Annotated in this window: 26 protein-coding genes and 1 tRNA gene; 9 read left to right on the top strand and 18 right to left on the bottom strand. The window is 61.6% G+C overall.

The annotated features are described in order from the left end of the window. Positions 1-100 precede the first annotated feature (100 nt). The 4 genes from gshB (at position 101) to RCO24_RS09205 (ending at position 5,900) form a co-directional block, all read left to right on the top strand. On the top strand, positions 101-1,051 hold the full coding sequence (gene gshB, locus RCO24_RS09220; RefSeq protein ID WP_308961554.1) for a glutathione synthase: 951 nt from the start codon (positions 101-103) through the stop codon (positions 1,049-1,051). Between the two features lie 240 nt (positions 1,052-1,291). Continuing rightward, a complete protein-coding gene (locus tag RCO24_RS09215) occupies positions 1,292-3,781 on the top strand; it encodes a TonB-dependent siderophore receptor (RefSeq protein WP_308961553.1) in 2,490 nt (829 codons plus the stop codon). 18 nt (positions 3,782-3,799) lie between these two features. Further along, entirely contained in the window at positions 3,800-4,384 is a 585-nt protein-coding gene (locus RCO24_RS09210) for a hypothetical protein (RefSeq protein ID WP_308961552.1), read from the top strand. A gap of 1 nt (position 4,385) precedes the next feature. Next, entirely contained in the window at positions 4,386-5,900 is a 1,515-nt protein-coding gene (locus RCO24_RS09205; RefSeq protein ID WP_308961550.1) for a PepSY-associated TM helix domain-containing protein, read from the top strand. A 77-nt stretch (positions 5,901-5,977) separates the two neighbouring features. Here the strand turns inward: RCO24_RS09205 and RCO24_RS09200 are convergent, their stop codons facing one another. After that, a complete protein-coding gene (locus tag RCO24_RS09200; RefSeq protein ID WP_308961549.1) occupies positions 5,978-6,850 on the bottom strand; it encodes an outer membrane beta-barrel protein in 873 nt (290 codons plus the stop codon). A gap of 477 nt (positions 6,851-7,327) precedes the next feature. Between RCO24_RS09200 and RCO24_RS09195 the strand changes: the two genes are divergently transcribed. Next, on the top strand, positions 7,328-7,909 hold the full coding sequence (locus RCO24_RS09195; protein WP_308961548.1) for a hypothetical protein: 582 nt from the start codon (positions 7,328-7,330) through the stop codon (positions 7,907-7,909). 381 nt (positions 7,910-8,290) lie between these two features. Further along, entirely contained in the window at positions 8,291-8,497 is a 207-nt protein-coding gene (locus RCO24_RS09190) for a hypothetical protein (protein ID WP_308961547.1), read from the top strand. 21 nt (positions 8,498-8,518) lie between these two features. On the opposite strand, the gene RCO24_RS09185 is transcribed toward RCO24_RS09190, so the two are convergent. The 3 genes from RCO24_RS09185 to RCO24_RS09175 all read right to left on the bottom strand — a co-directional run bounded on the left by RCO24_RS09185 (position 8,519) and on the right by RCO24_RS09175 (position 9,995). Beyond that, positions 8,519-9,007, bottom strand: a complete 489-nt coding sequence (locus RCO24_RS09185; protein ID WP_308961546.1) for an N-acetyltransferase — start codon at positions 9,005-9,007, stop codon at positions 8,519-8,521. A 23-nt stretch (positions 9,008-9,030) separates the two neighbouring features. Then, on the bottom strand, positions 9,031-9,444 hold the full coding sequence (locus RCO24_RS09180; protein ID WP_308961544.1) for an META domain-containing protein: 414 nt from the start codon (positions 9,442-9,444) through the stop codon (positions 9,031-9,033). Between the two features lie 125 nt (positions 9,445-9,569). Further along, on the bottom strand, positions 9,570-9,995 hold the full coding sequence (locus RCO24_RS09175; protein ID WP_308961543.1) for a VOC family protein: 426 nt from the start codon (positions 9,993-9,995) through the stop codon (positions 9,570-9,572). Positions 9,996-10,192: 197 nt separating this feature from the next. Between RCO24_RS09175 and RCO24_RS09170 the strand changes: the two genes are divergently transcribed. Beyond that, entirely contained in the window at positions 10,193-11,719 is a 1,527-nt protein-coding gene (locus RCO24_RS09170; protein ID WP_308961542.1) for a YifB family Mg chelatase-like AAA ATPase, read from the top strand. 99 nt (positions 11,720-11,818) lie between these two features. Here RCO24_RS09170 and folD read toward each other — a convergent pair whose 3' ends face one another. From folD to RCO24_RS09155, 3 genes are all read right to left on the bottom strand, one after another. Then, the gene (gene folD, locus RCO24_RS09165) at positions 11,819-12,694 is read right to left on the bottom strand and encodes a bifunctional methylenetetrahydrofolate dehydrogenase/methenyltetrahydrofolate cyclohydrolase FolD (RefSeq protein ID WP_308961541.1); all 876 of its coding nucleotides are present in this window, start codon (positions 12,692-12,694) and stop codon (positions 11,819-11,821) included. A gap of 24 nt (positions 12,695-12,718) precedes the next feature. Beyond that, positions 12,719-13,009: a DUF167 family protein gene (locus tag RCO24_RS09160; protein WP_374990951.1), complete on the bottom strand. Its 291-nt coding sequence runs from the start codon at positions 13,007-13,009 to the stop codon at positions 12,719-12,721. 68 nt (positions 13,010-13,077) lie between these two features. Beyond that, complete coding sequence (locus RCO24_RS09155) at positions 13,078-13,368, bottom strand: YggT family protein (RefSeq protein WP_308961539.1); 291 nt, start codon at positions 13,366-13,368, stop codon at positions 13,078-13,080. A gap of 275 nt (positions 13,369-13,643) precedes the next feature. On the opposite strand from RCO24_RS09155, the gene RCO24_RS09150 reads away from it, so the two are divergent. Further along, a tRNA-Ala gene (locus RCO24_RS09150) sits at positions 13,644-13,719 on the top strand. A 164-nt stretch (positions 13,720-13,883) separates the two neighbouring features. Here the strand turns inward: RCO24_RS09150 and RCO24_RS09145 are convergent. From RCO24_RS09145 to RCO24_RS09135, 3 genes are read right to left on the bottom strand one after another with little or no spacing between them, the layout of a single operon-like run. Then, complete coding sequence (locus RCO24_RS09145) at positions 13,884-14,402, bottom strand: hypothetical protein (RefSeq protein WP_308961538.1); 519 nt, start codon at positions 14,400-14,402, stop codon at positions 13,884-13,886. A 38-nt stretch (positions 14,403-14,440) separates the two neighbouring features. Then, complete coding sequence (locus RCO24_RS09140) at positions 14,441-15,019, bottom strand: hypothetical protein (protein WP_308961536.1); 579 nt, start codon at positions 15,017-15,019, stop codon at positions 14,441-14,443. 34 nt (positions 15,020-15,053) lie between these two features. After that, on the bottom strand, positions 15,054-16,061 hold the full coding sequence (locus RCO24_RS09135; RefSeq protein WP_308961535.1) for a TraB/GumN family protein: 1,008 nt from the start codon (positions 16,059-16,061) through the stop codon (positions 15,054-15,056). A 236-nt stretch (positions 16,062-16,297) separates the two neighbouring features. On the opposite strand from RCO24_RS09135, the gene RCO24_RS09130 reads away from it, so the two are divergent. After that, entirely contained in the window at positions 16,298-16,861 is a 564-nt protein-coding gene (locus tag RCO24_RS09130) for a hypothetical protein (protein WP_308961534.1), read from the top strand. A gap of 96 nt (positions 16,862-16,957) precedes the next feature. On the opposite strand, the gene RCO24_RS09125 is transcribed toward RCO24_RS09130, so the two are convergent. From RCO24_RS09125 to RCO24_RS09090, 8 genes are all read right to left on the bottom strand, one after another. After that, positions 16,958-17,839 carry an energy transducer TonB gene (locus RCO24_RS09125; RefSeq protein ID WP_308962410.1) on the bottom strand — a complete coding sequence of 294 codons (882 nt, stop codon included), beginning with the start codon at positions 17,837-17,839 and terminating at the stop codon, positions 16,958-16,960. 5 nt (positions 17,840-17,844) lie between these two features. Continuing rightward, a complete protein-coding gene (gene exbD, locus RCO24_RS09120; RefSeq protein WP_308961533.1) occupies positions 17,845-18,360 on the bottom strand; it encodes a TonB system transport protein ExbD in 516 nt (171 codons plus the stop codon). A gap of 4 nt (positions 18,361-18,364) precedes the next feature. Then, on the bottom strand, positions 18,365-19,219 hold the full coding sequence (gene exbB, locus RCO24_RS09115) for a tonB-system energizer ExbB (RefSeq protein ID WP_308961532.1): 855 nt from the start codon (positions 19,217-19,219) through the stop codon (positions 18,365-18,367). Between the two features lie 449 nt (positions 19,220-19,668). After that, positions 19,669-20,037 (bottom strand): YbaN family protein, encoded by a 369-nt coding sequence (locus RCO24_RS09110; protein WP_308961531.1) that lies wholly within the window; start codon positions 20,035-20,037, stop codon positions 19,669-19,671. Between the two features lie 217 nt (positions 20,038-20,254). Then, positions 20,255-20,872 carry a biliverdin-producing heme oxygenase gene (locus tag RCO24_RS09105; protein WP_308961529.1) on the bottom strand — a complete coding sequence of 206 codons (618 nt, stop codon included), beginning with the start codon at positions 20,870-20,872 and terminating at the stop codon, positions 20,255-20,257. A 249-nt stretch (positions 20,873-21,121) separates the two neighbouring features. Beyond that, on the bottom strand, positions 21,122-23,725 hold the full coding sequence (locus RCO24_RS09100) for a TonB-dependent receptor domain-containing protein (RefSeq protein WP_308961528.1): 2,604 nt from the start codon (positions 23,723-23,725) through the stop codon (positions 21,122-21,124). A gap of 212 nt (positions 23,726-23,937) precedes the next feature. Further along, positions 23,938-24,891 carry a FecR family protein gene (locus RCO24_RS09095; protein WP_308961527.1) on the bottom strand — a complete coding sequence of 318 codons (954 nt, stop codon included), beginning with the start codon at positions 24,889-24,891 and terminating at the stop codon, positions 23,938-23,940. 127 nt (positions 24,892-25,018) lie between these two features. Then, positions 25,019-25,540, bottom strand: coding sequence for an RNA polymerase sigma factor (locus tag RCO24_RS09090; protein ID WP_308961526.1), 522 nt, complete (start codon positions 25,538-25,540; stop codon positions 25,019-25,021). Positions 25,541-25,750: the final 210 nt, after the last annotated feature.

Genomic DNA, 25,750 nt, shown 5'->3' with positions numbered 1-25,750 from the left:
CATCTCAGGCGTCCGGAACGAAACCGACGGACTTGCGCGCACGCGCGCATGCCGTGCTAATCCTGCGCTTCGGCTTTGAGACACTGACGAGAGCACCTGCATGACACTCCGCGTCGCCTGCCAGATGGACCCGATCGAGCGGATCGATATCCGCGGCGACAGCACGTTCGCGATCCTGCTCGAGGCCGAGCGGCGCGGGCACGAGATTTTCTATTACACTCCGCCCAATCTGGCCCTCGAAGGCGACCGCCTGCTCGCACGCGGACACACTTTGAATGTCGCCGACAAGCTCGGCGCCCACTTCAAGCTCAGCGGCGAGCAGCGGCGTGAAAATCTTGCCGACTGGGACGTGGTTCTGCTCCGCCAGGACCCGCCCTTTGACATGGCCTACATCACCACCACTCACCTGCTCGAACGCATTCATCCGAAAACGCTGGTGGTCAATGACCCTGCGCACGTCCGCAACGCGCCCGAGAAGATCTTCGTCCTCGACTTTCTCGACCTGATGCCGGCGACGCTGGTCACCCGCTCGCTGGAAGACGTGCTCGCGTTTCGTCGCGCCCACAAGGACATCATCCTGAAGCCGCTTTACGGCAACGGCGGCGCCAGCGTGTTCCGCCTCCGCCCCGAGGACACCAACCTCGGATCGCTCGTCGAACTGTTCCAGACCGTGTTCCGTGAGCCGTTCATGGTGCAGGAATACAGGCCCGAGGTGCGCGTCGGCGATAAACGCATAATTCTGGTCGACGGCGAGGTCGCAGGTGCCGTCAATCGGGTGCCCGCCGAAGGCGAGACCCGCTCGAACCTGCACGTCGGCGGCACCGCAGCCAAAACCGAGCTGACCGATCGCGAACGCGAAATCTGCGCACGCCTTGGACCCGAGCTGAAGCGCCGCGGACTAATCTTCACCGGCATCGACGTGATCGGCGGCTTCCTCACCGAGATCAACGTCACCTCACCGACCGGCATTCGCCAGGTAAAAGCCTTCGGCGGAGCCGACATTGCGGCTTTGATCTGGGATGTCGTCGAGGCCAAGGTTGCGGCCCGCTGACCGCGAACCGATCCACTCACGCGCTTTGACGCTCCGCGGATAGCCGCTCCCGCGATGCATCGCAGCAACGCCTGCTCGTAAAGTTGATTACGACGGTAGACAAAACAGCGTGCCGGTATATCGTCCCTTACAGTCAGTTCGCGTATTAGCCAGCCATCCCCGATCCTTTGCGTAGCTCGGATCGACGCCAGCCAAACCCATCTGACTTCGTACTTGCGTAGACGGCTTTGGGGGCTAGGGATGAAGTTCAACTCGCGCAATCCGCGCACGACCGCGCGCATCGCGGCATGCACATTGGCATTTTGCACGGCGCCGTTCGCGGCCAACGCCCAGCAAGCCGCCGAACCCGCAGCGACTCCCGCAGAATTGCCGCCTCTCGAAGTGACCGCCAAGGCCGCCCAGAAAAAGGCCCCCGCCAAAAAGGCTCAGGCCAAAGCCGCACCCAAGGCCGCATCTCAGGCGCAGCCTGCCGAGATCGCCGCCCCTCCCGGTGGTCGCCCCTCAGGCGTCACCAACGGTGCGTCTCCGGTGAAGGATTACGTGGCGACCAGCTCCACAGCCGGCACCAAGACCGACACGCCGCTGAAAGAAACGCCGCAGTCGATCACTGTCGTCGGCAAGGAGCAGATGCGTGATCAGGGCGTACAGAGTATCCAGGAAGCATTCCGCTATGTTCCTGGTGTATTCGCCGACCCGTACGGCCCAGACAGCCGGGGCGATTCCGCCATCATACGGGGTATCGCCGGCTCATATTTTATCGATGGATTGCGCACCACATACGGCTACAGCCAGACGACGGCGCCCATCGAGCCATATGCGCTCGAGCGTGCCGAAGTTCTCCGCGGACCGGCTTCCATGCTCTACGGCCAGGCACCGACTGGCGGCATCATCAACGGAGCTTCCAAGCTTCCAAGCGAAATCCCCTACCGTGAGATCGGCGTCGAATACGGGTCGTTCGACTTCAAGCAGGTGAAGTTCGACGCAACTGGAAAGCTCACCGAAGACGGAAAGTGGCTCTATCGCATCGTGGGCCTCGGTCGAGAGGCGGACACGCAGGTCGACTACGTCGACAATGATCGCTTGATGCTGGCGCCGTCACTCACCTACCGGCCCACGAACGATACGAGCATCACCGTGCTCGGAAACTTCCGCAAGGATCAAAGCGGATCGACACAGCAATTCCTCCCCGCATTGGGCACGTTGACACCAAACGACTTCGGAAATCGCGTTAAGCACAGCACCTTCGCCGGCGAGCCCACAGACCACTACGATACCGATGCACAGTCCGTCTCGGTGTTCGTCGACCACAAGTTCGGCGAGTATTTGAAGCTTCACCACGCATCACGCTATGCGCACACCGAGAACGACTACGACTCGACCTATGCCGCGATCCTGACACCCTCTCGTTTCTCGTTCATCAATGGTCTCTTGGGATCTATCTCTTTGCCGCCGTTAGATACAAGCCATGCACCGTTCCTCAATCAAGGGCAGTCGGAAATCGCTCGCGCCCGCACGATCACTTACCAGGAAACCGACGTCTTCAACTCGGACACAAATTTGACGGGCAAGTTCAGAACCGGCTGGATTGATCACAAAGTGACCGGTGGATTCGACTATATGAACTACTCCACCGATCAGATGAATGCTGGCACGCTAATCGACAACCTATTGACGGAAACGAACTACGGCCCCTTCGCAGCGCAGCCGATTTTCGACATCTACAATCCTATCTACGGCCGATCGACCAGCCTCCTTTCGTTTTCGGGCGGCCTCATTCCGGCAAACGCCATCCCCCTCTATGCCCGTCCGCACGAAGAGCAAACCCAAACCGGGCTGTACATTCAAGATCAGCTCAAGATGGGGCCTTGGTCGGCAGTCCTCGGGTTGCGGCAAGACTGGCTAAAGGTCGAGCAAGAGGGTCAACCTGACGAAGACGATACGGCCACAACTGGCCGCGCAGCCCTCATGTATAATTTCGACTTCGGACTGACGCCCTATGTGAGTTACTCGACGTCGTTTACCCCACAGCCCGGAAATCCCGTCGGCGACAACATCTTTGTCCCCTTCACCCAAACCCGTGCTGCAAAAGCAGTCGAAGGCGAACAGGTCGAGATCGGCTTCAAATATCAGCCGAACGGTGCGCCTTTCGTGATCAACGCCGCGGCCTATGAACTGACGGACAAGAACCAGATAGTACAGCCCGATATCCTCTTCCAGGCTGTACAGGGCGCCGACGTCAAGGTTCGCGGCTTTGAAATTGAGGCCATTGGGCGTGTGACGCCGGAACTCAAAGTCATCGGCTCGTACTCCTTCACGGACGCGACCTACGAGAAATACCCCGAGCTCTATCCCGTCGCATCCGGCATCCCGGAGTTCATGGAAGGCAAACGCGTCGACGGCATCCCGCAGCATCTCGCGTCTCTATGGGCCATCTACAGTGTCCAGGACGGCCTCTTCAAAGGCTTATCGTTTGGCGGTGGCGTGCGTTACGTCGGCGAAGCGGAGAGCTGGGGACGAGACATCGCAACCCAACAGGAACTGCACATCAAAACTCCTTCCTACACGCTGTTCGACGCCATGATCGCCTACGAAACCGAGGATTGGCGGTGGCAGCTGACGGCTCAGAACCTGGAAGACAAATTCTTCGTGACGTCTTGCGCAGCCTATCGCGGCGACTGCTTCATCGGCCAAGCCCGCACCATCATCACCGGCTTCACCTACAAATTCTGACGAAAGGGCATCCCCGCATTGAGCCTTGATACGCTCGACCAAACCCTGCCACTCGCGCTCGCCGGCGGTCTTCTTCTGACCGCCGGCGTCGTGCTGTTGCGCCGACGCTGGCTGCAAAAACGCTCTGGCGGCCTTGCCTTTCTCATTGGCGGCTGGCTGGCCGTTATCTCCGGCTTCTATGTCTTCGCGCGCGCATGGGGTGCCGAAATGGGCACGACCTACGCACTCGGTGCGGTGTCGACCGCCGCCTACGCGCTGATCGGCTCGACCTATGAGCGTCGTGTGAGCAAGCAGCGAGGCCCGCGCGAAAGCGCATTTGATCCCGAGGATCGCCCGACCAACTGGCGCCGCGGCATCGCCAAGAGCCTGCTCGCGATCGTCCTGTCTGGGATAGCGGCCATCGGCGTCGGCGTCGCCCTCGCGATCTATCTTCCCTTACCGCCGGCAGATCGCGCCGTGATCGGCGGCCTGCTCGTTCCCATACTTTGGGGAGGCGGCATGGCGTGGACGCTTTGCGATCCGCGCCTTGTTCGCGCGACGATCATTCTGCTATCTGTCTCCGCGCTCGGATACGGGATCGCCTTCCTGCCCAAGGTGCTTTGATATGCAGGACACAACACCACAGAAGGCACGCAAGAAGCCCTTCCTGCCGCCGCAGTTCGTGCGCGCGATGCTCGCTGGCCACTCCGCGCTCGGCATCGCCTTTGCCGCTCTCATCTACATCGTCTGCCTTTCCGGCACCGTGGTCGTCTTCCTCCATGAGCTGCAGCGTTGGGAGCAACCTAACGCGCCCGTCGTTGAGCAACCGCTCTCACCCGAAGCCGTGGCGACGGCTCTCAAAAATGCCTATCAGAAAGCGCTCGCCGCCAACGCCGTGCACGACATGTTCCTGATGGGTCCGGGCCCGATCCAGAAACGCTTTCTCGTGAGCTTCCACGATCACGAGACCGGCGGAGAAGGAAATTGGATCGCCGATCAGACCGGCACCCTCGTCGCCGAGAACAAGGCGCCGTGGTCGGAGTTCCTTGGTGATCTCCACATGCACCTTCATTTACCGCGCACCTGGGGCATGTTTCTGGTGGGGCTGACCGGCGTCGCCCTGCTCTCGTCGCTCGTTTCCGGCCTCTTGTCCCACCCGCGCCTGTTCAAGGATGCGTTCTATTTGAGATGGGGCGGCTCGCGCCGACTGCAGGAAGCTGACCTGCACAATCGTCTCGGCGTCTGGGGGCTGCCGTTTCACGTCGTCGTCTCGACGACCGGCGCACTGCTTGGGCTCTCGACGCTGATCGTCGGCGTGCTGGCGCTCGCAGCCTACGATGGCGATTCCGAGAAAGCTTTCGCCACCATCCTGGGGCCGCACGCCTCCGAGGACGAGACGGCCGCACCCCTTCCGGATATCGCGGCGATGATCCGCCAGATCCAAGCCAAGACACCGGACGCCGAGTTTGTGTCTGCCAACCTGAGTCACGTTGCTCACGCCGGCCAGATCATCCATCTCGGCATGAGAACGCCCGGCCATCTCGCGATGTCCAACACTTACTATTTCGACGGCAACGCCAAGCCGCTCGGAGACGGGGGCCTCGAGACCGGCTCGATCGGCAAGCAGATCCTGGGCGCCCTCCAACCCTTGCACTTCGGTTGGTTCGGCGGTTTCCTGGTGAAAGTCGCCTACGGAATACTCGGCCTCGCCCTCACCATCGTCACCCACACCGGCATCACGATCTGGCTCTCGCGCCGCCGCGACGCGGGACGTCCTGCGCCACACTGGGAAAAGGTGTGGAGCGGGGTGACGTGGAGCCAGCCGTTCGCCTTCGCGACAACCGCGCTCGCGGTGTTCACGGTTGGCGAAGCCTACGCCATCCCAACCTATATCGTGACACTCGTGGCCTGCATCGCGGGCGCGCTCTTCGCATCCGAAGCGCGCATCGCCGGCCGCCTCATTCGCTTGTTGACCGGCACGGCCATCCTCGCGGCGGTTGGCCTACACGCTTCCAAATGGTCAGGAAGCATGACGGATGAGGTCGCGCTTGTGATCGCCGCCACCTTCGCGGCAACCGGCGTGGCGTTCGTGGTTTCCGCTCTGCGCCCACATTTTGCGCGCGCCGCGGCCAGCGCCTGACACGCGGAACACCGCGCCCAACAACAAAGCCGCCCGCTTTCGCGGACGGCCCCATCGCGGGAGAAGAAATCCGCGTTTCAGTTCAGATGATAGGAGACGCCAACCCGCGCCTGATTGACGGTTACGGCTTGCTTGCCGACCATCTGCTCGATGTTCCCTTCGTCTTCGGCGTCGAATTTAACATCGCCGAAATCGTAGTGCATCGCCTCCAGCCGGATCGAGATCGCATCGCTAACCATGTACTCGATGCCGCCGCCGGCCACCCAACCGACCATGCTCTCGCCGAATTTCAGCGTCGCGCTTTCGTTGGAAACCGCCGTGTTCACGGGATGCGGGAAGCCATCCGGCGACGTCACGCTTCCTTCGAAGTCCACCCACGCAACGCCGCCCGTGCCGTAGAGCATGAACGATCCGGACGTGAAACCGATGCGGCCGCGCAAGCTCGCCAGATTTTCAAGGCTGGATCGCGCGGTCAGATAGGTCGGCGTATCGACCAGCGTTTGACCGGAATAGAGGCTGCCGCTTTTGGCCTCGATCTCTCCCTTGCCGCTGCCGGTGAGTTCGCCGAAATCGTAGCTGCCTTCAACGCCGAGCACGACATTCTGGAACTGAGTGTTGTAGCCGATGTGAGCACCGCCCGTAAAACCGTCGGCATCCGAGCCTATTTTTCCGCCGAAAACGCCGTCTCGCGCATAGCGGCATGACGAGCTGGTGCACGAATCGCCCGCGTTGTTACGCTGATCGGGTGTGATGTCGAACACCTTTTCGATTTCCGCAGCCCCGTCTTCTGACCCGGAGATCTGGATACCTGGCGCACCGTAGGCATAGGCTGCATGTCCGCCGGCATAGAAGCCGGAGAAACGGGCCGCGTCTCCTGCTTCAGCCTGAGATGCGGCGCCGAGAATGAGCGGCACACATCCCCATGCCAAATAGATCGTCTTCTTGAGCATTCCACTTCCTCCCATTGTTATGCATTACCCACCCGTTCACGCAGTCGGGCTTCGAGGCCCGCTCTGCGCGATCGAATTCTCTGAGATCTTGAATCTGGTGACGTCCGCGCAGAACGCGGCACAAGTGATGCCGTCCCCCATCGAGCGATGGTGGTGCGCAAATCGTGATGTTTCGAGATGGCGTGCGCTTGAGCGCGTCAGCGTCCTATGACGCGCGATGGGCTAGTCCCAAGGCGGACGGAATTTCTGGCCGAAATACCAAGAGGACTGCGGGCAGAATGAGCCCAGTCGAACGCGATACATATGCTCCTCCCGCCGGGCATTTGGACACCGACAACGGAGAGGCTTCCTACCCGCCGTGCCGATGACACCCGATCTCAGCCGTTATTTGTCGATTTTGGGTACCGCGGAGGCGGAGAACACAAAACGCAATAACGTTTCACGCCAGAACAGTGAACGGATAGTCTGGCTTTGAAAATGGGAAGAGTTCCCTACCTCAGTAATTACCCTTCCCTTGTGCTCCGTCTGTTGCAAAATAATAACAGTGTACGCTCCATCAAACCCGGCACGGGCGTAGTGATACGGGTGCTGGAGCTTGACCCGGCGATGTCACCACCGGTTCGATGCAAGAAAATGCCTGTCGATGGCGCGACGGAGACAACAGCTTTGGACCTCACCAGTCTTTCGAAAGTCATCCTCCTCCTGGCGGTCTTCGCCACGGCGGTCCCGGCCCTCCGCCGCCAGTGGCAAACCGACCCCGCCGGCTTCCTCAAATCGGCGAAGGTGTTCGCCGGCTTCCTGGTCTATTCCGCCATCGGCATCGTGATCCTGCTTGCGCTCGTGCCGGACCCCACGCCTCCCGGATCCCGACACACCGTCCTCGTCTTCGCTTTGATCGCTTTCCTTCTTGGATGGATCTTCTTGGGAGCCCTTTGGCTCGCGCGCCTCATGCCGCGCTACCAGCATCTTTCGGCCTGGGTGGACAATCGTTTCGGTCCCGTCGATTTGACGTTGATCGCGACGATCGGGCTCGGCCTGCTCGTCCGATTTTTCGCATAGCGGTTTGCGTCAATTTCTCTCGCGCTTTGTCCCCACCGTCGAATTTGAATGATGTTTGATATCGCCGGACGCGAGGCGCGTTGACGCAACGTCACGCGCAAAAGCCCGCGACAACTAATCCCCGGCGCTTCGGCACGCCCGTAAAATCAACGGAAACACACCATGCATCGACCGGACCTGCGACATTCCCAGCCATGGAATTCCGAAATGGAAATGCAAATCTGGTTTTGTTGGTAGGCGGTGGACGAATCCAAATTTAGCTTTCTCCCAATGCTTCGGAAGGCGGCAATGACCGCATTCCCAATAACAACAAACGACAATGGGGACCCGAAACGCCCGGCCTTGAGGAACGGCTCAACGCCAATAAAAAGGGTCCATAAGATGATCGAGCTTGCTTTAGTGGTCTGCCTCTCCGCCGACCCCGCGAAGTGCAAGGATGTCGGCCTCACCTACGCGAGCGAGAGCGTAACTCCGCAGCAATGCATGATGCGCGCGATCCCCGAGGTCGCGAAATGGACCGGCGAGCACCCGAACTGGTACGTCAAGAAATGGTCGTGCCGCCCTGCGGGTCACTTCGCAAAGATCTGATCAGTCGCACATCAAGCGTCGTCACAGCAGACGATACATGACGAAGGCATCGACTTCGCCGTGAACCGGATGCTGAAACGCGCGCGTAAGCTGGCCCACGATCTCGAAGCCGAGGCTTTTCCAAAGCTCGACCGCGCGCGTATTCGTGCTGACGACCAGATTAAACTGCATGGCGCGAAAACCTCTCTCGCGCGCCGCCGCGAGAGAGTGCGAGCACATCGCGCGCGCAATGCCCTTCCCGGTTTGATCTTGAGCCGAGACATAACCGCAGTTGGCAACGTGTGAACCGCCGCCTGCTTGATTTGCCTTGAGATAGTAAGTGCCGACCACGCGCCCGCCCGCCTCCGCAACAAACGCCTCGCGATCCGCCCCTGTCCAATAGCCAAGGGCCTCAGCCCGGGTCAGCGTCCGCGCAAGCGCGTAAGTTTCGCCCGCTCGGATCACGGGCTCGAGAAGCTCCCATACGGCATAGGCATCGTCCGGGCGAAAAGCGCGTATCGTCAAAGCCACTTCTGCTTTCCCCAACTCCACGCTCACGGCTCTGACCTGATGAGGCGAACGAGTTCCGCGCGGTCCTCGCCGAGAAGCCTCAGAAACGGCTCTTCGAGCGTGAAGCCGCGTGCCTTCTGAAGCGCGTCGATGAACTTCCCTTCCTGATCCATCACGGCGGGAGGGCACATCATCCGCGTCGTCGCGGGCGGCGCGAAGGTGATCTTGTCGCCATCCACCTCCACCGATCCGATCAACCGGTTGCATCCACCCGATCCGCTCACCTTTCCGGCGCTATCGATCGTGATCTTGGACTGTACGTTGTCGACGACACCCGCCCCGCCGATATCCTCCGCGAGCCACGTCGCACCGACGAGTCCCGCTTCATCTTCAGCGCGCACACCCGACGCCGCCGTCAAAACCACCGACAATCCGATCAAACATCTCCACAAGCTCATAGAAAACTCCACCGCCAAGAGGCTAGGACACCGAACCTGAACGATCGACAAAGCGAGCACAAGCACGAGGCTGTGAGCTCATTGCTGCTGGTGCAGTGATGAGCCATCCACAGTGAGTTCAAAGCCTAGCGGACCCAGGGATCGTAGCTTCCGAAACTCCAGGCATGTCCTTCGGGATCACGCGCGGAATAGCTGCGCCCGCCATAGCTCTCGCCGCGCGGAGCAATGAGGATCTCGGCACCCGCCGCCTCCGCACGCGCATGATGCGCATCGACGTCCGCAACGATGACGTAAATCGTCTGCGTGCAGCGCCCACCCGCGCGCTCCGGCATCGTCATGACCCGCTTACCGAAATCACCGCCCTGGTCAGGTCCCAGCATGATCATGCCATTCCCGAACGTAAGCTCGGCATGAACGACCTTGCCCGCCTCGTCGCGGTAGACGGCATGTTCCTCGAACCCGAATGCTCGGCATAACCAGATGACGGCCGCATCGGCATCCTTGTAGCCCAGGCAGGAAACGAGCGAGCTTCGCGGCTCGGATTCGGTCATTTCGACATCTCCCCTGCAGAAAACATTGGCAAACCATAACTTACGTACGCTACCGCGCGATAATGGCAGATCTCGAAACGCCCTGATGCCGCCCAGGTTCGACAACACGGCCACCCTTGCGCACAGCTTCACGCGACGGAACGCCGGCCCTGCGAACGTTCACCCTACGGATCACAGCGGGACCGGGGCGCACACCGATGTACGGAACCATCGCGACAGTCGCATTCGTGGGCGTCGAAGCGCGCGCCGTCGAGGTCCAGGTCCGCATCACCCCAGGTGCGCAGGCGTTCATGATCGTGGGCCTGCCGGACAAGGCAGTCGCCGAAAGCCGCGAACGCGTCCGCAATGCGTTGCACGCCGTCGGCCTCGGCCTCCCCTACAAACACATCACGGTCAACCTGGCTCCCGCCGATTTGCCGAAGGAAGGCAGCCACTTTGATCTCGCCATCGTGCTTGCGCTCATGACCGCGATGGAAGCCATCGCGCCCGATGCCATCGAACGATATGCGGCCGTCGGCGAGCTGGCTCTCGATGGTTCGATCCGTCCGATCCCCGGCGCGCTTCCAGCCGCTATCGGCGCCAACGCCATGGACAAAGGCCTGATCTGCCCCGCCGAGTGCGGGCCCGAGGCCGCCTGGGCCGGCGAGGACGCCGACATCCTGGCCGCGCCGCATCTCCTGTCGCTGGTCAACCATTTCAAGGGGCTGCAAACGCTTGCACGCCCCAAGCCTGCACTGGATCGCGACCGCACCGCCCTTCCGGATCTCCGCGACGTCCGCGGCCAGGAAAACGCCAAGCGCGCATTGGAGGTGGCGGCAGCCGGAGGCCACAATCTCTTGATGATCGGCCCGCCCGGCTCAGGCAAATCCATGCTGGCGGCCCGCCTTCCTTCGATCCTGCCGCCCCTCACGCCGGAAGAGATGCTCGATGTCTCGATGGTGCACAGCTTGGCCGGTGAGCTGTTGGGCGGTAAGCTCTGCACCGAGCGCCCGTTCCGCTCTCCGCACCATTCGGCGAGCATGGCCGCGCTTGTTGGCGGCGGCACGCGCCCGCGTCCTGGCGAAGCGAGCCTCGCGCATCTGGGCGTCCTGTTTCTCGACGAGCTACCCGAGTTCCAGCCTGCCGTGCTCGACGCGTTGCGCCAGCCCCTCGAAACCGGTGAGCTGATTATTGCCCGCGCCAACCATCGCATTGCGTATCCGTCGCGCCTGCAGCTTGTCGCTGCCATGAACCCCTGCCGCTGCGGCGGCGGGCCGGGGCAGGCTTGCAAGCGCGGCCCGCGTTGCGCGGCCGACTACCAGGCGCGGATTTCGGGCCCGCTTCTCGACCGCATCGACATCCAGATCGAAGTGCCGGCGGTCTCCGCGGCCGACCTCGTTCTGCCGCCGCCGAACGAAGGCAGCGTCGAGGTGCGCGCCCGCGTGACGGCCGCGCGGGAACGCCAACGCCAGCGCTTCATCGATCATGGCATATCGAAGCTGCGCACCAACGCCGACTGTTCGGGACACATGCTGGAAACCGTCGCGCAGCCCGACGACGCGGGTGTCGCGCTCATTCGCCAGGCAGCAGAGACATTGAAGCTCTCGGCCCGCGGCTATCATCGCACGCTGCGCGTCGCCCGCACCCTCGCCGATCTCGACGGCGCTGACACCGTCGGCCGCATCCACGTCGCCGAAGCGCTGTCTTATCGCGGTGAAACGCTGAGACAAGAGCGCGTGGCGTGATCACCAAGCGGTGACAGACCAAAAAAAGGGGGCGCCGCTCGCGCGGCCGCCCCCTCCGAATGCCTAGTGCCGGATGCCGAATGCCGGCATATCTACTGCCTAGTCCTTGATACCCTTCTGAATCTTGAACGCCGTCACGGTGTTCTGCAGAAGGCAGGCGATCGTCATCGGGCCGACGCCGCCCGGGACCGGCGTGATCGCGCCAGCGACTTCCGCGCACTCGTCGTAAGCCACGTCGCCGACCAGCTTGGTCTTGCCATTCTCGCCCGGCACGCGATTGATGCCGACGTCGATCACGATCGCGCCCGGCTTGATCCAATCCTTCTTGACCAGCTCCGGGATGCCGACCGCCGCAACGAGAAGGTCCGCGGTACGGCAAACGCCGGGCAGATCCTTGGTCTTGGAGTGCGCAACCGTCACCGTGCAGCTTTCGCGGAGCAAGAGCGCCGCCATCGGCTTGCCCACGATGTTCGAGCGGCCGATCACGACGGCGTTGAGGCCCTGCAGGCTCGGCACCGCCTTCTTGGCCAGAATGGCCGAACCCGTCGGCGTGCAAGGCACCAGCGTGCGCTCGCCGATCCAGAGACGGCCGACATTGGTCGGATGGAACCCGTCGACGTCCTTGTCGGGATCGATCGTGTTCAAAATCTTCTCGGCGTTGACGTGCTTCGGCAGCGGCAGCTGCACGAGGATGCCGTTGACGTTGGGGTTGGCATTGAGGCGCTGCACCAGCGTCAGGATCTCGTGTTCGGAGGTCTCCGCCGGCAGCTTGTACTCGAACGACTGCATGCCGACCTCGACGGTCTGCGCGGCCTTGTTCTTGACGTACACCTTGCTGGCCGGATCTTCGCCGACGAGCACCACCGCGAGGCCCGGCGCCGAGCCATGGCTGGCCACGATCGCCTTCACATCCTCTGCCACCTGCTTGCGAACTTCCGCAGCGACGGCCTTGCCGTCGATGATCTGGGCTGCCATGGGCTCCCTCTCCTCTTTTTTGCCTTACGCTTCTTGGTTCCGTGAAACGAGAGCAGCCAGACGCTCGGCCAAGCGCGCCTCGATCTCTTGTGAATTGCCTGTGATTTCGACCGACTTCACACGCGATTTCCCGCCTTGGACGAGCCGCAAGCCGCTTTTCGCAACCCCGAGCCAATCGGCCAGGAGCCGGATAAGCGCCGCATTTGCTTCGCCGTCGGCCGGCACCGCGCGAACGCGGGCTTTGAGGGCGGGGCCCTCAGCCGTTGTTTCGACGCCGTCAATTGTATCTTTGGACGATTTTGGCGTGAGACGCACGCGCACGATGACGCACCCGCTCCCGTTGCAGGAGAAGGCGGACCGGGCGCGTTGTCCACCCGCCTGCGTCACAAGAAGACTTTGGCGATGTTGGGAAGCACCACGCTCTGGATGAAGAACAGGCCAAGCAGCAGAACGATGGGCGAGATATCGATACCGCCGAGGTCGGGCAGCGAATTGCGGATCGGACGCAGCACCGGTTCGGTCACGGCATGGAAGGCATGCGCGAGGGAACTCACGAACCGGTTGTAGGGATTGACGACTCCGAATGCCATCAGCCAGCTCAGGATGACCGAGGCGATGATGACGTAGGTGTAAAGCGTGATGAGATAGCTGATGAAGCCGAGCAGCTCGATCATGGGGCGCGAGATCCTCAAAAACCGCGGAAATATCTTTTCGACGTGTAACCGCTGGGAGAGAACCCGGCAAGCCGATGTGGCGCTCCGGCGCCCCGGCAAACCCGTTCTTCCACGGCGCTTTCGGCCGATCGGCCACAGCCCCCGGCAGCTCGGGGAGGCCGGGCGTTTCTTGACAATGCTGGAAAGCGGACGGTAAATGCGCGGACTTCGGGCTGCCGTCCCGATCGGACCAGCCATCGAGCGCGAGGGTTAATCGCCTCGATCCCATACCCTTAGGGGCCGTAGCTCATCTGGGAGAGCGCCGCAATCGCACTGCGGAGGTAGTCGGTTCGATCCCGATCGGCTCCACCACGTCCTGACAGGCCGAGCGCAGCAGGGACCAGATTTCGATCTGGGGGAAAGCTGGCATCGAAGTCTGTCGACCGGAAAACATCGACTCCGGTCAGAGACCGCACCGCTCCCCTACGGCCGTACGCGGACATCTCATCGCGCGCAGAGAGAAATTTTGAGCGCTCTTATCTTTGTTTGCCGTCGAGGTTTGTCTGCCGGCATTTGCCGCCGAGATTCCGGAACACATTGCTCCTGACGCCAGCCTCGACCTCGCTGATTCCAGGAACACCGAGTTTCAAACCGTAGAGAACAATATGGGTCGCGCCGTCCGGCGAGGCAATCGTCGGCTGGCTATCGGCATCGAGGCTGTACACCCACACCGGACGATCACCGCCCTCGTAGGCCTGGCGGGCGCCGTCTGCCGAGACGAAAGCCCGTTCATAGAAGCGTGGTGTCTCGCCCTCGGAAACCGCGACGTCGAAATAAAAGAAGATGGCCGTGGTGCTGTGCATGAAGGCGTTGAACCCACAATCGAGCGACGGAGGCAAGCCCTCCACGGGTGGCTGCCGAGACTTCTCCGCGGCCTGTTTGGACGGCACAGAGGGCGGCTCGAACAGCTGAAGGGTCACGAAGCCGATCAAAATTGCAGTCGCGATCCCGGACATGATCAGGATCACGGCCCGGCTGGCCACGCGCGCGGTCATCGAGAAATCTCAGTTGTCGGCGCGTGCGGAATTGGCATCTACTTGGTCACCCCAAGTTCCTTCAGCATGCCTTTGAACTCCTCGCTTTCGGAGCGCCCGAAAGCCCTGCACCGCGTTGCGCAGTCGGCGATGGTCTTCCCCGAGATGTAATGTTTGATCGCCGGCATATCGAATGGGCACTTGTTGCGGATGATCGGCTCGCCGCCGAAGCGCTTCTCGAAGAAGAACACGTTCTCGTAATAGGTCGCGCGAACTTCATCCGAGGCTGCGTCCTGGTAGGCGATGAACCACTCGCTTTGCTTCTCCCCCATGACATGACCGACGCACTTCTCGCCTCTGCCGTCGACGTTCATGGTGCACTGGCCTTCTTGAGCCAGCAGATACTCGACTTTCCGCTCGCCGAGCCACTTTGCATGATCGACCAGATAATATCGGAAGCGGCCGTCGGGAAATTGCTCGGTGAACCGATTGTAGCACCCTTGCGGACCTGACAATTCGGGATTTCCCTTCAGATCGTCTGCCCCCGCCTCAGACCAGAGACCAGCATAGGGATGATCTCCGGCGAGTGCCGCGCAATGCGAGACAAGACTCGCGACAACCACGAGAGCAAACCTCATGCTTTCCATTCCTCGCTCGGGTCAGAGAACTGCGCTATTCGACAGGCGTCACGGTGAAGCCGTTCGATTTCAGGATCGAGATCAAACCGTCCGATCCGGGAAGGTGGGTCGCACCGACGGCAACAAATGCTCCACCTGCCTCGAACAGCGGCATTCCCCTCTGGGCCATTCGCATGTTTCGATCCGTGATCAAGCCGTGTCGGATGTCCTGCATCCGTGCATCGGTCAACCCGGCGTTCGGTGCGAGCTCCCGCATAATATCGAGCGAAGCCGCGATCTGACGATCTCTGTATAATTCCAGCATCGTGACCGTGACATCGTCGGCCCGATCATTCATCTCGATGCTGGCGCGTAACCAGGCAGCTTGGGCTTCGTCTGGTATGGCAGCCAGCGTTTCGAACTGTTCGAGGAGAGTTTCGAGCCCCAAGATTTGCTTGCCATGCGACTTGGCAAAATTAGCGACAATCAAATCCATCGGTTCGTGCGTCTCATGCGGGCATCCGCCTGCCAGAAAGAGTGTGGCTACCCATGGCCGGACGCCGAGCGCGAGATCTTCCGGATAGCCAGCGGCGGAAATCGCCTTCTCGACCACTTTCAGCTCGCTCTCGTCCAGCATGCGTTGCAAAGGCTTGTCGCGGGCGCTCATCAGCTTTCCAGCCTGCGCCATCACCTGACCGTAAGCCCCGCGCGACAGTTGCTCTTGCTCAAGGGCCACCACGCGCGAAGCGGCGATAGCGGATTTTATAGCCGGACTAAGTTCCTGGAGGCTCGAATGAGCGATATGGAGAGTACCGAGAACGAACGACGGCGATGTGCCGTTCCTTTCGATGCGCCAGAGTACGGCCTGACTGTTTTCTGCCTTGGAGGCATTTTCGAGCAAGGATGTAAGCCCTGCCGGACGCTTTAGGGCAAGTTCGGCGATGAGACTACTTCCGTCGCATGCCCCAGGCTGCGCGGCGTAGCTGCTGGATGGCGCGAATGCGCTGACCAAGACCAGCACCGTTGCTGCGCTCAAAAGGAGCGTCGTTATTGTTGTTGCCATTGCCTTCTTGATGCCAAGCCAGCTGTTTGCGACGGAACATCGACCTCTTCGTCCAACGAAGCCCGGTTCTGTTCGGATCTCCAGGTTAGAGTTCTTTTGTCGGCGAACAACGGGCAACGGTTCATGCTAGGCCGGGACTTTTGCCTCCGAGTTCTTGCCTCATTTCCCTACCGGCGGATCAGATCCAACCCCGCGGCGGCAACGTTTCCGGGGTACGGGCAAGCGGAGGAGAGAACATGCCAAGCTGGCGCGCCTCACCGAACGACAAAAGAAGTTATGCGCCATTCAACGTGGCGTCATTCATCGCCATCGTGCTCGCGCTTGTTCTACCCGCCTGCACTGACGAACCGGTGGTTCAAAGCAAGAAGACAGTAATGGAGACCCCGCCCGGCACGGGGCTGCAGCGGCAATGGTTGGAACTCAACAGCTCAATCAAACCCGCACAGTGGGTTTTGGACTGGAGGAAACCGAAAGAGCGATCGGCTTCGGACGAGGAGATGCAGCGCGTGCAAAAGCATCTCACGGCTGCGCACAACATCTACCGGGAAAGCGAACGAATGATCGCCAATCGCGCCGTTCAGCTCGAGCAGATGCTGGCAAAGCTCAATGTGGAGGAAAGCGCTGCTAACATCCTCGAAGACATTTCCGCAGTCGCCGGCGAGATCGGCCAGACCGAGGGCTTCGGCGCCGTTTCCCAGCACTACTATATTTTGCGGAGCGGGGAGTACGACCGAGGGGCGGCGCTCGCACTGCTGAAGCGTCGGTACGGCATCCGCACCGTCGGATCTCCGGGCGACTGAGCATCCTGCGCGATCCAGAGATTGCTCGGGAATGGCGCCTACTCGTTGTATCGAGGTTCAGTTCGCAGCCGGCCGTCGACTATGCCTTCGCCCGGATCATCTCACCCGCAACGGAACGGAAAGCAGGATCGACCCGCCTTTGACATTGGCGGGCGGCGGCGGCACCGGGCTCGCCCGGCGGACAAGAGCAACAGCCTCCTTGTCGAGCGCCGGATTGCCCGACGAACCGACTAGCCACGCGGTCGTTACCCGGCCGCCGCGATCGATCCTGAAGCCAACAAACGCCCTCCCCTTGGATCCGCCAGGAGAACGCTTTTGGCGATTGATGTGCGCCATGACCGTGCCGCGCCAGGTCGCAATCGACATCGACGACGAAACGCCCGACGAAGGCGCGGCATTGGTCTTGGCCGTTTGCGCCTTGATCGGCTTCGGCGCGGCCGTCACCTGCGCGGCCTTCTGCGACTTGTCCTGAGGCTTTTGCTTCTTCTGTTCGGTCTTCTTGGGCGGCTCGGGCGGCTTTTCGTCCTCGACCTTTTCCGGCGCAGCCTCCGGCTGCTTAGGCGCTTCGAGCACCGCTTCGGCCGTATCGATCTGCGGCAGCTCGGCCGTCTCGATCTCCGTTTTGACTTGCTCCTCGACTGGCTCGACCTTGGCTTCCGAAGGCGCAGGCTTCGGCTGCTCGGGCTCGACCTTCTCGACCGGATCGTCCTTTTTCTCGCTGGGCGTACTCGTGTCCGACATCACGGATTGCGGACCGACCGCAAGCTCCTGCTCAGGAACGTCGGGCGCGGCAGGGAGCGGCGCCAGCTCGATCATGACTGCGGCCGGCGGCTCACCGGCGGCGACGTTCGGCTGCGGCCAATAGAGCACGGCGAATGCCGCCGTCGCATGCGCCAGCACCACGCAGAGCCCCGCGCCGCCCCAGCGCAGCAGCAGCCGGCGCAGCGTTTCGCTTTCAACGTCGAGATGAAGCGCCATCACGCTCAGCGGCCCTCCGCGGAAGGAGGCGCCACGGGCGCAGCCGACGGCATCGCACCGTCAACCGGCAAGGCGCCAGCCGCGCCAGGCGCCGGCGTCGGCAGCCCCTCGAGCCCGACGAGACCGATCTTCAGATAGCCCGCGTTGCGAAGGAGGTTCATCACCTCCATCAGATCGCCGTAGTCGACAGTCTTGTCCGCGCGCACGAACACGCGCTCGTCGGTATTGGATTTCGTCTTGCCGTCGAGCGCGCTCTTGAGCCCTTCCCGCGTCACCGGATCGTTGCCGAAAGCCAGCGTCAGGTCGCTTTTGACGGTGAGAAAGATCGGCTCGTTAGGGCGAGGCGTCGGATTGGCATTCGATGCCGGCAGGTCCACCGCGACGTCCACCGTCGAGAGCGGCGCCGCCACCATGAAGATGATCAGCAGCACCAGCATCACGTCGATGAAGGGCGTGACGTTGATCTCGTGATTTTCGTCGAGATCATCGCTGTCGTTGCGGGATTTGAGACTGCCGGCCATGACGCTACTCCGCAGCCTGCGCGAACGGCGCACTTGCGGGAATGCGCCGGAAGTCGAGCTCGCGGCTGACCAGACGCTCGACCTCGGCCGAAGCATCGGCGAGCAGCACCCGATAGCCCGCGATGCCGCGCGCAAATACGTTGTAGATGATCACCGCCGGAATTGCGGCGACAAGGCCCAGCGCCGTAGCCAACAACGCTTCGGCGATGCCCGGCGCAACGACGGCAAGATTGGTTGTCTGCGACTGGCTGATTCCGATGAACGAATTCATGATACCCCAAACCGTGCCGAACAGACCGACGAACGGAGCCGTTGCACCGATCGTCGCCAGCACGCCGGTGCCGAGCGTCATGCGCCGCCCCGCGTTCGCCTCCACCCGCGACAAGCGCGAAGTGACCCGCTCCTTAACGCCGGCGTGCGCGCCATCCGGATCTCCGTAGTCGAGCGCCGGAGCCGATCGCTGCACTTCCTCTGCTGCCTCGCGCACGAGCGCGCGAGCCGCTCCTCGCGACCGCGAAGCACTCTCGACCGCATCGGCCAGGTTCTCTGCCGCGGCGAACCGGCGGATCGCGCCACGCAGGCGCCGTTTCGCACCCGCAAGCTCGAACGCCTTCGCGAGCCAAACCGTCCAGGTAATGAAGGACGCCACGGCAAGACCGATCATCACCACTTTGACGACGATGTCGGCTGCCTGGAACATGCCCCACGGTGACAGGTCATGCGGTAGCGCTCCGGGAGACGCGCCCGGCTTCGCAGAGGGCGCCTCGGCGACGCCCTGGTCGGAGGGCCCGGTTGCGGATTGAGGGGTCGCTACGCCCTGCGTATCGGACGGCCCGTCAGCGGGCGCAGCCGCCGGCATGGCTGTGGGAGATGCCTCGCTTGAAGACGCTGCGGCCGAAGGCGGAGAGACAGGAGCTATCGCGGCATCTCCGCCGTCCGCGGCAACAGGCGGCTCTGCCGATGAAGCATCCGCGCCAGATGAAGGAACGGTAGCCTCTGAGGGAGAGGACTGCGAGGGCGCAGCGTCCGACGGCGAACCAGGTTCGGAAGCGAGCGGTGCGCTCGGACCAGCCGCCTCGGGCGAAGGAGCTGCAGCATTCGGCGCCGGCTCGCTTGCTCCAGGCGTTTGTGGCGCACCTGTCTCTTGCCCTTGTATTTCCTGCGCGGCAAGCGGACTAGACAGCACCGCCGCGCCTGCCAAGGTGGCGGCCAGCACGGCAGCGCAAAGGCGCAAGCTCAAGTCCTTCTTCAGGAACGAAACAGGTCGATACGATCGCATTCCGAAATTGTTCCTTTTGGGTGTCGGCCTCAAGAGCGCGAAGGGCTCGGGCGCGAAAGCACATAGAAGGCGGAAGCCACGAGCATCGCGGCCACGCCCGCGGCAAGCCACGGCTGGGGATGAGCGCCGATCCAGAACAGCACGAAGCCTGTCGTCATGCCCGTGCACGCCATCAGCTTCGCGGAGCGCGATATCGCGCCGCTCTCCTGCCAGGCCCGCAACGTCGCGCCAAACTGCCGGTGCGAAAGCAGCCAGTTTTCGGCACGCGGCGACGAGCGCGCAAAGAACCAGGCGGCAAGGATCAGGAAGATCGTCGTCGGCATCAGCGGAAGCAACGCCCCGATAAAACCGAGCGCGAGCATGAGGCAGCCGAGACAGAAATAAGGAATCCGCGTCATGCCTGGCCCAACCTTGCAATGCTCGGAGCAGCGCACGCCCCACTTTTGCGCTGAATGTTCGTATCGATCGAAACGAACGCTGGCTGGCTATCGGCCGGTTTGCCCCGGCCCTGACTGGCTTGCGTTTGGTCGCCCCCGTAAAGGGAGAGCGCACCGCTTGCCGCCTGACGAGCACGGCAACCGGAATTCTTTTGTCGTCGCACGAACGGCGACGGGATCAGCCCGCGACGCCCCGCTCGGCCGCGACCGGCAACAGCACCTCGACGAGACCCAGAACGCGCTTGAAGGCGGCTTCAGCGCCCGCGATGACACGAGCCTCCTCCGCCTCGGAGAGCGTGACCGCATCGAGCGCGGCTGTGAATGTGCGCCAATGCAAACCGCGCCCCTCAGGTGCGCCGGCGAGATGCCGAGCGCCAAAGGTTTCGGAAAGACCGAGCTTCAAGGCTTCCTTGAGCAGAAACGCAGCACCGAGGTTCGACCCCTCGGCCACATAGAGCCATCCGAGCGCCGTCGGAATGTCGGCAGTGTCAGCTGCGAACTGCGGCGCGGAATCGTATCCCGGCGCGACGATACCGAGATCGGCGAGGTCCTGTGTGATTTGCGGAAACCGCCTGCGACCAGCGAGGTCCGGCAACAGCCGATCCAGCACCGCGTTGTCGTAGAGCGCGTCGATCTCCCGGTGAAACGCGTGCTGCACCACGACGAACTGGCCGTAACGCGCGCGTTCGGCGAACGGATCCGCCGCCATGATCCGCTTGTCCAACCGGTCGTGCGTCGTGTTCGTCGCGGCTTTGAGCCGCTTCGCCCGCCCGCCGGCATCTACTGCAATATTCATTCTGTCCCCATCCAAGCATGGCCTCAGCCGACCCGCTCGACCGGCGCCCTCTGCGCCCACTACCCATAAGACGATTCAGAACTGGATTTTTACACCCAGCTTAGCCAAAAAATTTTCGATCCCGTCTGTCGTGGAGTGCCGCAAGCGTCGGCTGGCCTATGATTTTAAACGAAAAAATCATATCCGCCAGCCCCGTATGGATAGCGCGACGCAGGTTGGCAGGCGGGGGCTCTCCCGCCTGCCAATCGATCAGAACTTCATCGTCAAATCCGCTCGCAGCGTACGTCCGGGCGATGGCAAGAGCGCATTCGAGAGCGGATCCACGTAGTATCGGTCTGTTATGTTGTTTGCGGAGAAGCCGAATTGGACCTCGTCCGTGTATTTCCATTCGGCGAATAGGTCGAACAGGTGATACTCGGGCCAAGGCACCGTAACGAGCGAGGCGAAGCTGGTCGGATCATAGAGAAAGTCGCCGATGCTCGCGCTGACAAAGGTATGGCGGGCTCCGAGCGTCAGCTTTTCCTCCAGCAGCCGCACGCCGAGGGTGGTTGTCGCGGTGAACTCCGGCGGCACCTGATTGACCATGTAGTCGGATTGATAGGCACCTGACGCGCAGGTCGTAGCCGTACGGCAATAGCTGAAATCCGTATAATAGTTCATGGCCGTTTCGGCGAAGAACAACCCCGCGTCGTAGCTCGCCGAGAACTCCACACCCTTCATCGTCACCCGATCGTAGTTGACGATCTGAGTGACAAGCGTCCAGGTCGGAGTGAACCCGTACATCCGGCCCAGATAATCTTCGTAGTCGTTATCGAAGTAGGCGAGCTTGAGCCGCAGCTTGTCGGCCGCCTTGAACACATCCGATGCAAGATAGTTCGCGCCATATTCCCAGTTGGAGGCATGCTCCGGTTTCAGATTTGGATTGTAGGTAAGTCCCGAACTGTTCCAGGTCGACTCGCGAATGCTGGGCGGGCGAAAACCGCTCATGTACTTGGCAAACAGCTGCAATCCCGGAACCGGCGTAATTGTGAGTCCGTAGCTGGGGCTGACCTCGTCGCCATGATAGCCTTCGAAAGCCGGCCGGCCGTAGAACGTTCCCGCATAGCCGCTGGTGTCCTCGACCTCATAGTTGAGGTATTGCAGACCGCCATCGAGTTTGAGCCACTGCCATGGTTCCCACTCTGCTTTGGCAAACGCGCTCGACGTTTCGCGCGTACCCGACATGATATAGTAGCTGTTGTTGGTGCTGGGTTCGCGCGGCTCCACGTCTTCCAGCACGTAGGAACCGCCATAGTTGAAGGCGAACTTGCCAACCCCCGTCTCTATCCGAGATGTGTTGGAGCCGTTGAGGCCAAACGTCTCCGAATTCGTCTTGCGGTCGATAACCTGGATCAGATCGGATTGCAGGGAATTCTCGTCCGTGTTCGTGAACCACGAATTCACCTTGAGATCGATCAAGTCACTGAAAGAAGGCTTCCAGCTGTAGCGGGCCGTATAGCTGTCGGTTTCGACGGTGCTGAGCGGCAGTTGTCGATATCCGCCGCGGATCGTGTTCGGCAGGATTTCGCCGAAATCGTTCTCATAATGAACGTAGCCAAGCCTGAGGCGATGCCCATCACCGAACCTCAGCGTTGTCTTGAACAGAGCAGAGAGTGAATCCTCCGAGGTGTTGAGCACCTCCTCTCCGAAGCCCGCTGGCGACAGATTAAGCTCCAGCCCCGTAGGCGTCTTGTAAGTCGTAGGCCCATCGGTTCCGGCGAAATAGTTACCAGATTTCCGGCGCGCGATGGCACCCACCACCTCGATGTTTTCACCCGCGAACGCAGCGGCAAAGCTGCCCGACTTCGTTTCGAAATCCAGAAGGGACGTATCTCCGGTTCGCCCATCCGTCTGGCCGGGAATGCTCTGGTAGGGGAATGGGAGCGTTGCCAGCCCGTCGAGCGGCGCGATGCTGTTGTCCGAGACGCTTCCCTTAATGCGCACGCCGTAGCTCTTGCCGTCCGTCAGGATATCGCTGGCGTTCAGCGTCTCCATGATGACGGACCCGCCGATTGCCGAAGCGCCCTGCGCCCCATCGCTCGGTCCCTTCGTGATGCTCACGCCGCCGAGCAGATCCGGATCCACATACGTGCGATTGTCCACGCCGTAGTATCCTCGATAAGTCGAGGTCGCCTGCTCCGCACCGTCGACAGACGTCGCCACGCGGTTCATGCCCTGCAATCCGCGGATGTTCGGATTGATGGCAGCGCCGTTCGTGTTGCTACCCGAGATGACGCCGGGAGTTCCCTTGAACATATCGCCGGCCGAATTGCCGCGAAAACGCTCGATATTTTCCTGAGAGATGAAAGCGTTCGAACCCGGCGTTTGGTACGGAACATCCGCGGAGGATTCCGTGCCACCGTCCCCCACGTCGATCGTATCGAGCGCGATCGCGCCTGGAAGGGTCGCAGCGGCATCGTTTGCGCCCACACCCGGACCGATGATCGTCACCGTATTCCCGCTCGTGAACTGATAGCTCAAACCCGTTCCGGCCAGCAGGCGAGAGAGCGCTTGCTGGCGCGAGAGCTTTCCGGAAAGCCCCGGGCTCGACTTCCCGGCGACAAGGCTTGAAGGGAACAGCAGTTTCAATCCGGCGCGATCGGCAAAGGTAGTCAGTGCCGAACCAAGGCTTTGCGCCGGGATATTGTAGGTGATCCCTTGCGCCGCGCTCTGCCCAACCGCGCTTTGCGCCTGCGCTTCGTCAAACCCGCGTCCCGCAAGGCCAAGCACCAGATAGACGGCCGCCGATCCCAGCAAAGCAGCCTTGATCGAACCATTGAAGGCGGACGCCCCCCGCAATATCCCGTTACTCATCAAACTCACCAATCCCTACACGCCAACCCCAAAAAAGGACATCGAGATCTCGTCCCCCGAGACATTCGATGTCCGTCATCAGCGAGGACGAAATGGCGTCTGGATTCTTGCAGTAAAAAGTACAGATATTTTTTGCTAGCCCTGATCAAGGGCGCAAATGCGCTCCTCCATCCGCGGCAAAGCGGCGATCGGCCAGCCCACACACTGCGCCTCTAGCGAATGACGGTAAGCATCGGCAGCCGCGTAACCTGAACGGGTAGCGTCTCCTCGATCATGCCGAGGATCGACTCCGGGTCCGAAATATCGAACACGCCGGTCACTTCAAGAGAGCTGAGGCTAGAATTGACGATCACGATGCGCCCGCGCCGATGCCGCTCGATTTCCGCGACCACATCGCCCAGCGCCCGACCGTTGAAGATCAACTTGCCCCTGCGCCACGCCGTCTCGGCGTTCGCGTCAACCCGCTCCGGCAGCGAAGGAAGTTTGCGGGCCCCGTAGCGAACGCGCTGGTCGGCAACCACGTCCACGGCGCTGGATCCTATCGTCCCGGACGCCACCGCAACCTTGCCTTCCACAACCGTCACAACGGTATCAACGGGCCGAATATCGACATCGAACAACGTCCCGAGCGCCTGCGCGCGCCCGTTGTTGGCTTCCACGATGAAGGGCCGGTTAGGATCGCGCGCGACCGAAAACGTCGCTTGCCCCTTGTACAGGATAAGCTCGCGCGCGGGCCCATCGAAATCGGCGGAGAGCGCCGTATCGCCATTCAGGAATACAGACGAGCCATCCGGCAGGGAAATGCTCCGCTGCTCGGCAACGGCCGTCGTGTAGTCGGCGAAAAGATGCGGCCCGATCACGCCGGATTGATAGAGGCCCGCTCCGGCGAGTGCCGCAGCACCACCCCCAAGCACCGTCCGTCGCGTCAGCTTGGACCGCTTCTCCTTGCGCTCTGCATCCCGCACCTCAGCGCCAGCGAGGCCCAGCCCTTGCCAGACCGCTTCGGCCTCGCGCGCGGCAGCCTCATGCGCCGGGCTCTGGCCGCGCCAGAGTGCAAATGCGTCCTCATCTGCCGCAGTCGCCCGCCCGGACTTGAGCTTCACGAGCCAGCCGACCGCTTCGTCGCTGAGCGCAACATCCGCCTTGCCGGGATAGTCGGGCGTCATCGGTCGAGCCGTCCCACGTTCACTTGAAATTTCCGCATCGCTCCGCACGAGCCGCGCCGGTGAGCACGCCCCTTACCTGCTAAGACGAAACGAAGCGAGCCAAGTTGCAGCGAAACACCCTCGAAAATCAGCCAATGCGGCGAAAATGATCCCGGCAGTGGCAGAGCGCCCGAACGAGATACTTCGCAACCATGCTTTCCGAGACTTTGAGCCTGGTAGAGATTTCCGCATGCGAAAGCCCGTCGCAACGGCTCATTAAGAGTGCCGCTCGCGGCTTGGCTGGGAGTTGCGCCAACGCCAACACGAGCTGGCGAAGCTGATCCCGGTCGATGACGAAGGTTTCTGGCGAGGGCGTGCTGTCCGCAACCGCCTCCAGCACAGCTTCGTCGCTGATCGCACGCGAGCTGTGGCGCCGTTCACGGCGGACGAGATCGGTGGCGATGTTACCGGCCAGCCGCAGAATAAACGCCTGCCTATCGCGAATTTCGGTATCGGGCGCGGTCATGCTCGCGAGACGCAGCCACGTTTCCTGCAGCGCGTCCTCGGCTAGATCGAGCGAGCCGGTCCGCCTCTTCAAGAGCCCGCGCAGCAGCTTCCAATGCCGCAGGTAGAATGCGGTGAGATCATCGGAAACCTCTGTCGAAACCATCGTCATGAATGCGATACGGCAAGCGATCTGTGACCAAGGCACTCCGCAGCGACACAGCAGAGCTCATGACACCTCTGCTAGCTCGACAAGAAAAATCCCGCAACACCAATGAATTAGATCGAGTCTAAGTGACTTCTCCCGCAACTGTAAAAACCATACCAAAATAGTAGAGTTTAAGCATTGGAATCGTTGGGTTTGCGTGCGGAGAGA

Origin of the sequence: Hyphomicrobium sp. LHD-15 (assembly GCF_031157355.1) — a bacterium.
Taxonomy (GTDB): domain Bacteria; phylum Pseudomonadota; class Alphaproteobacteria; order Rhizobiales; family Hyphomicrobiaceae; genus Hyphomicrobium_C.
This window is presented reverse-complemented; position numbering and strand designations above follow the sequence as displayed.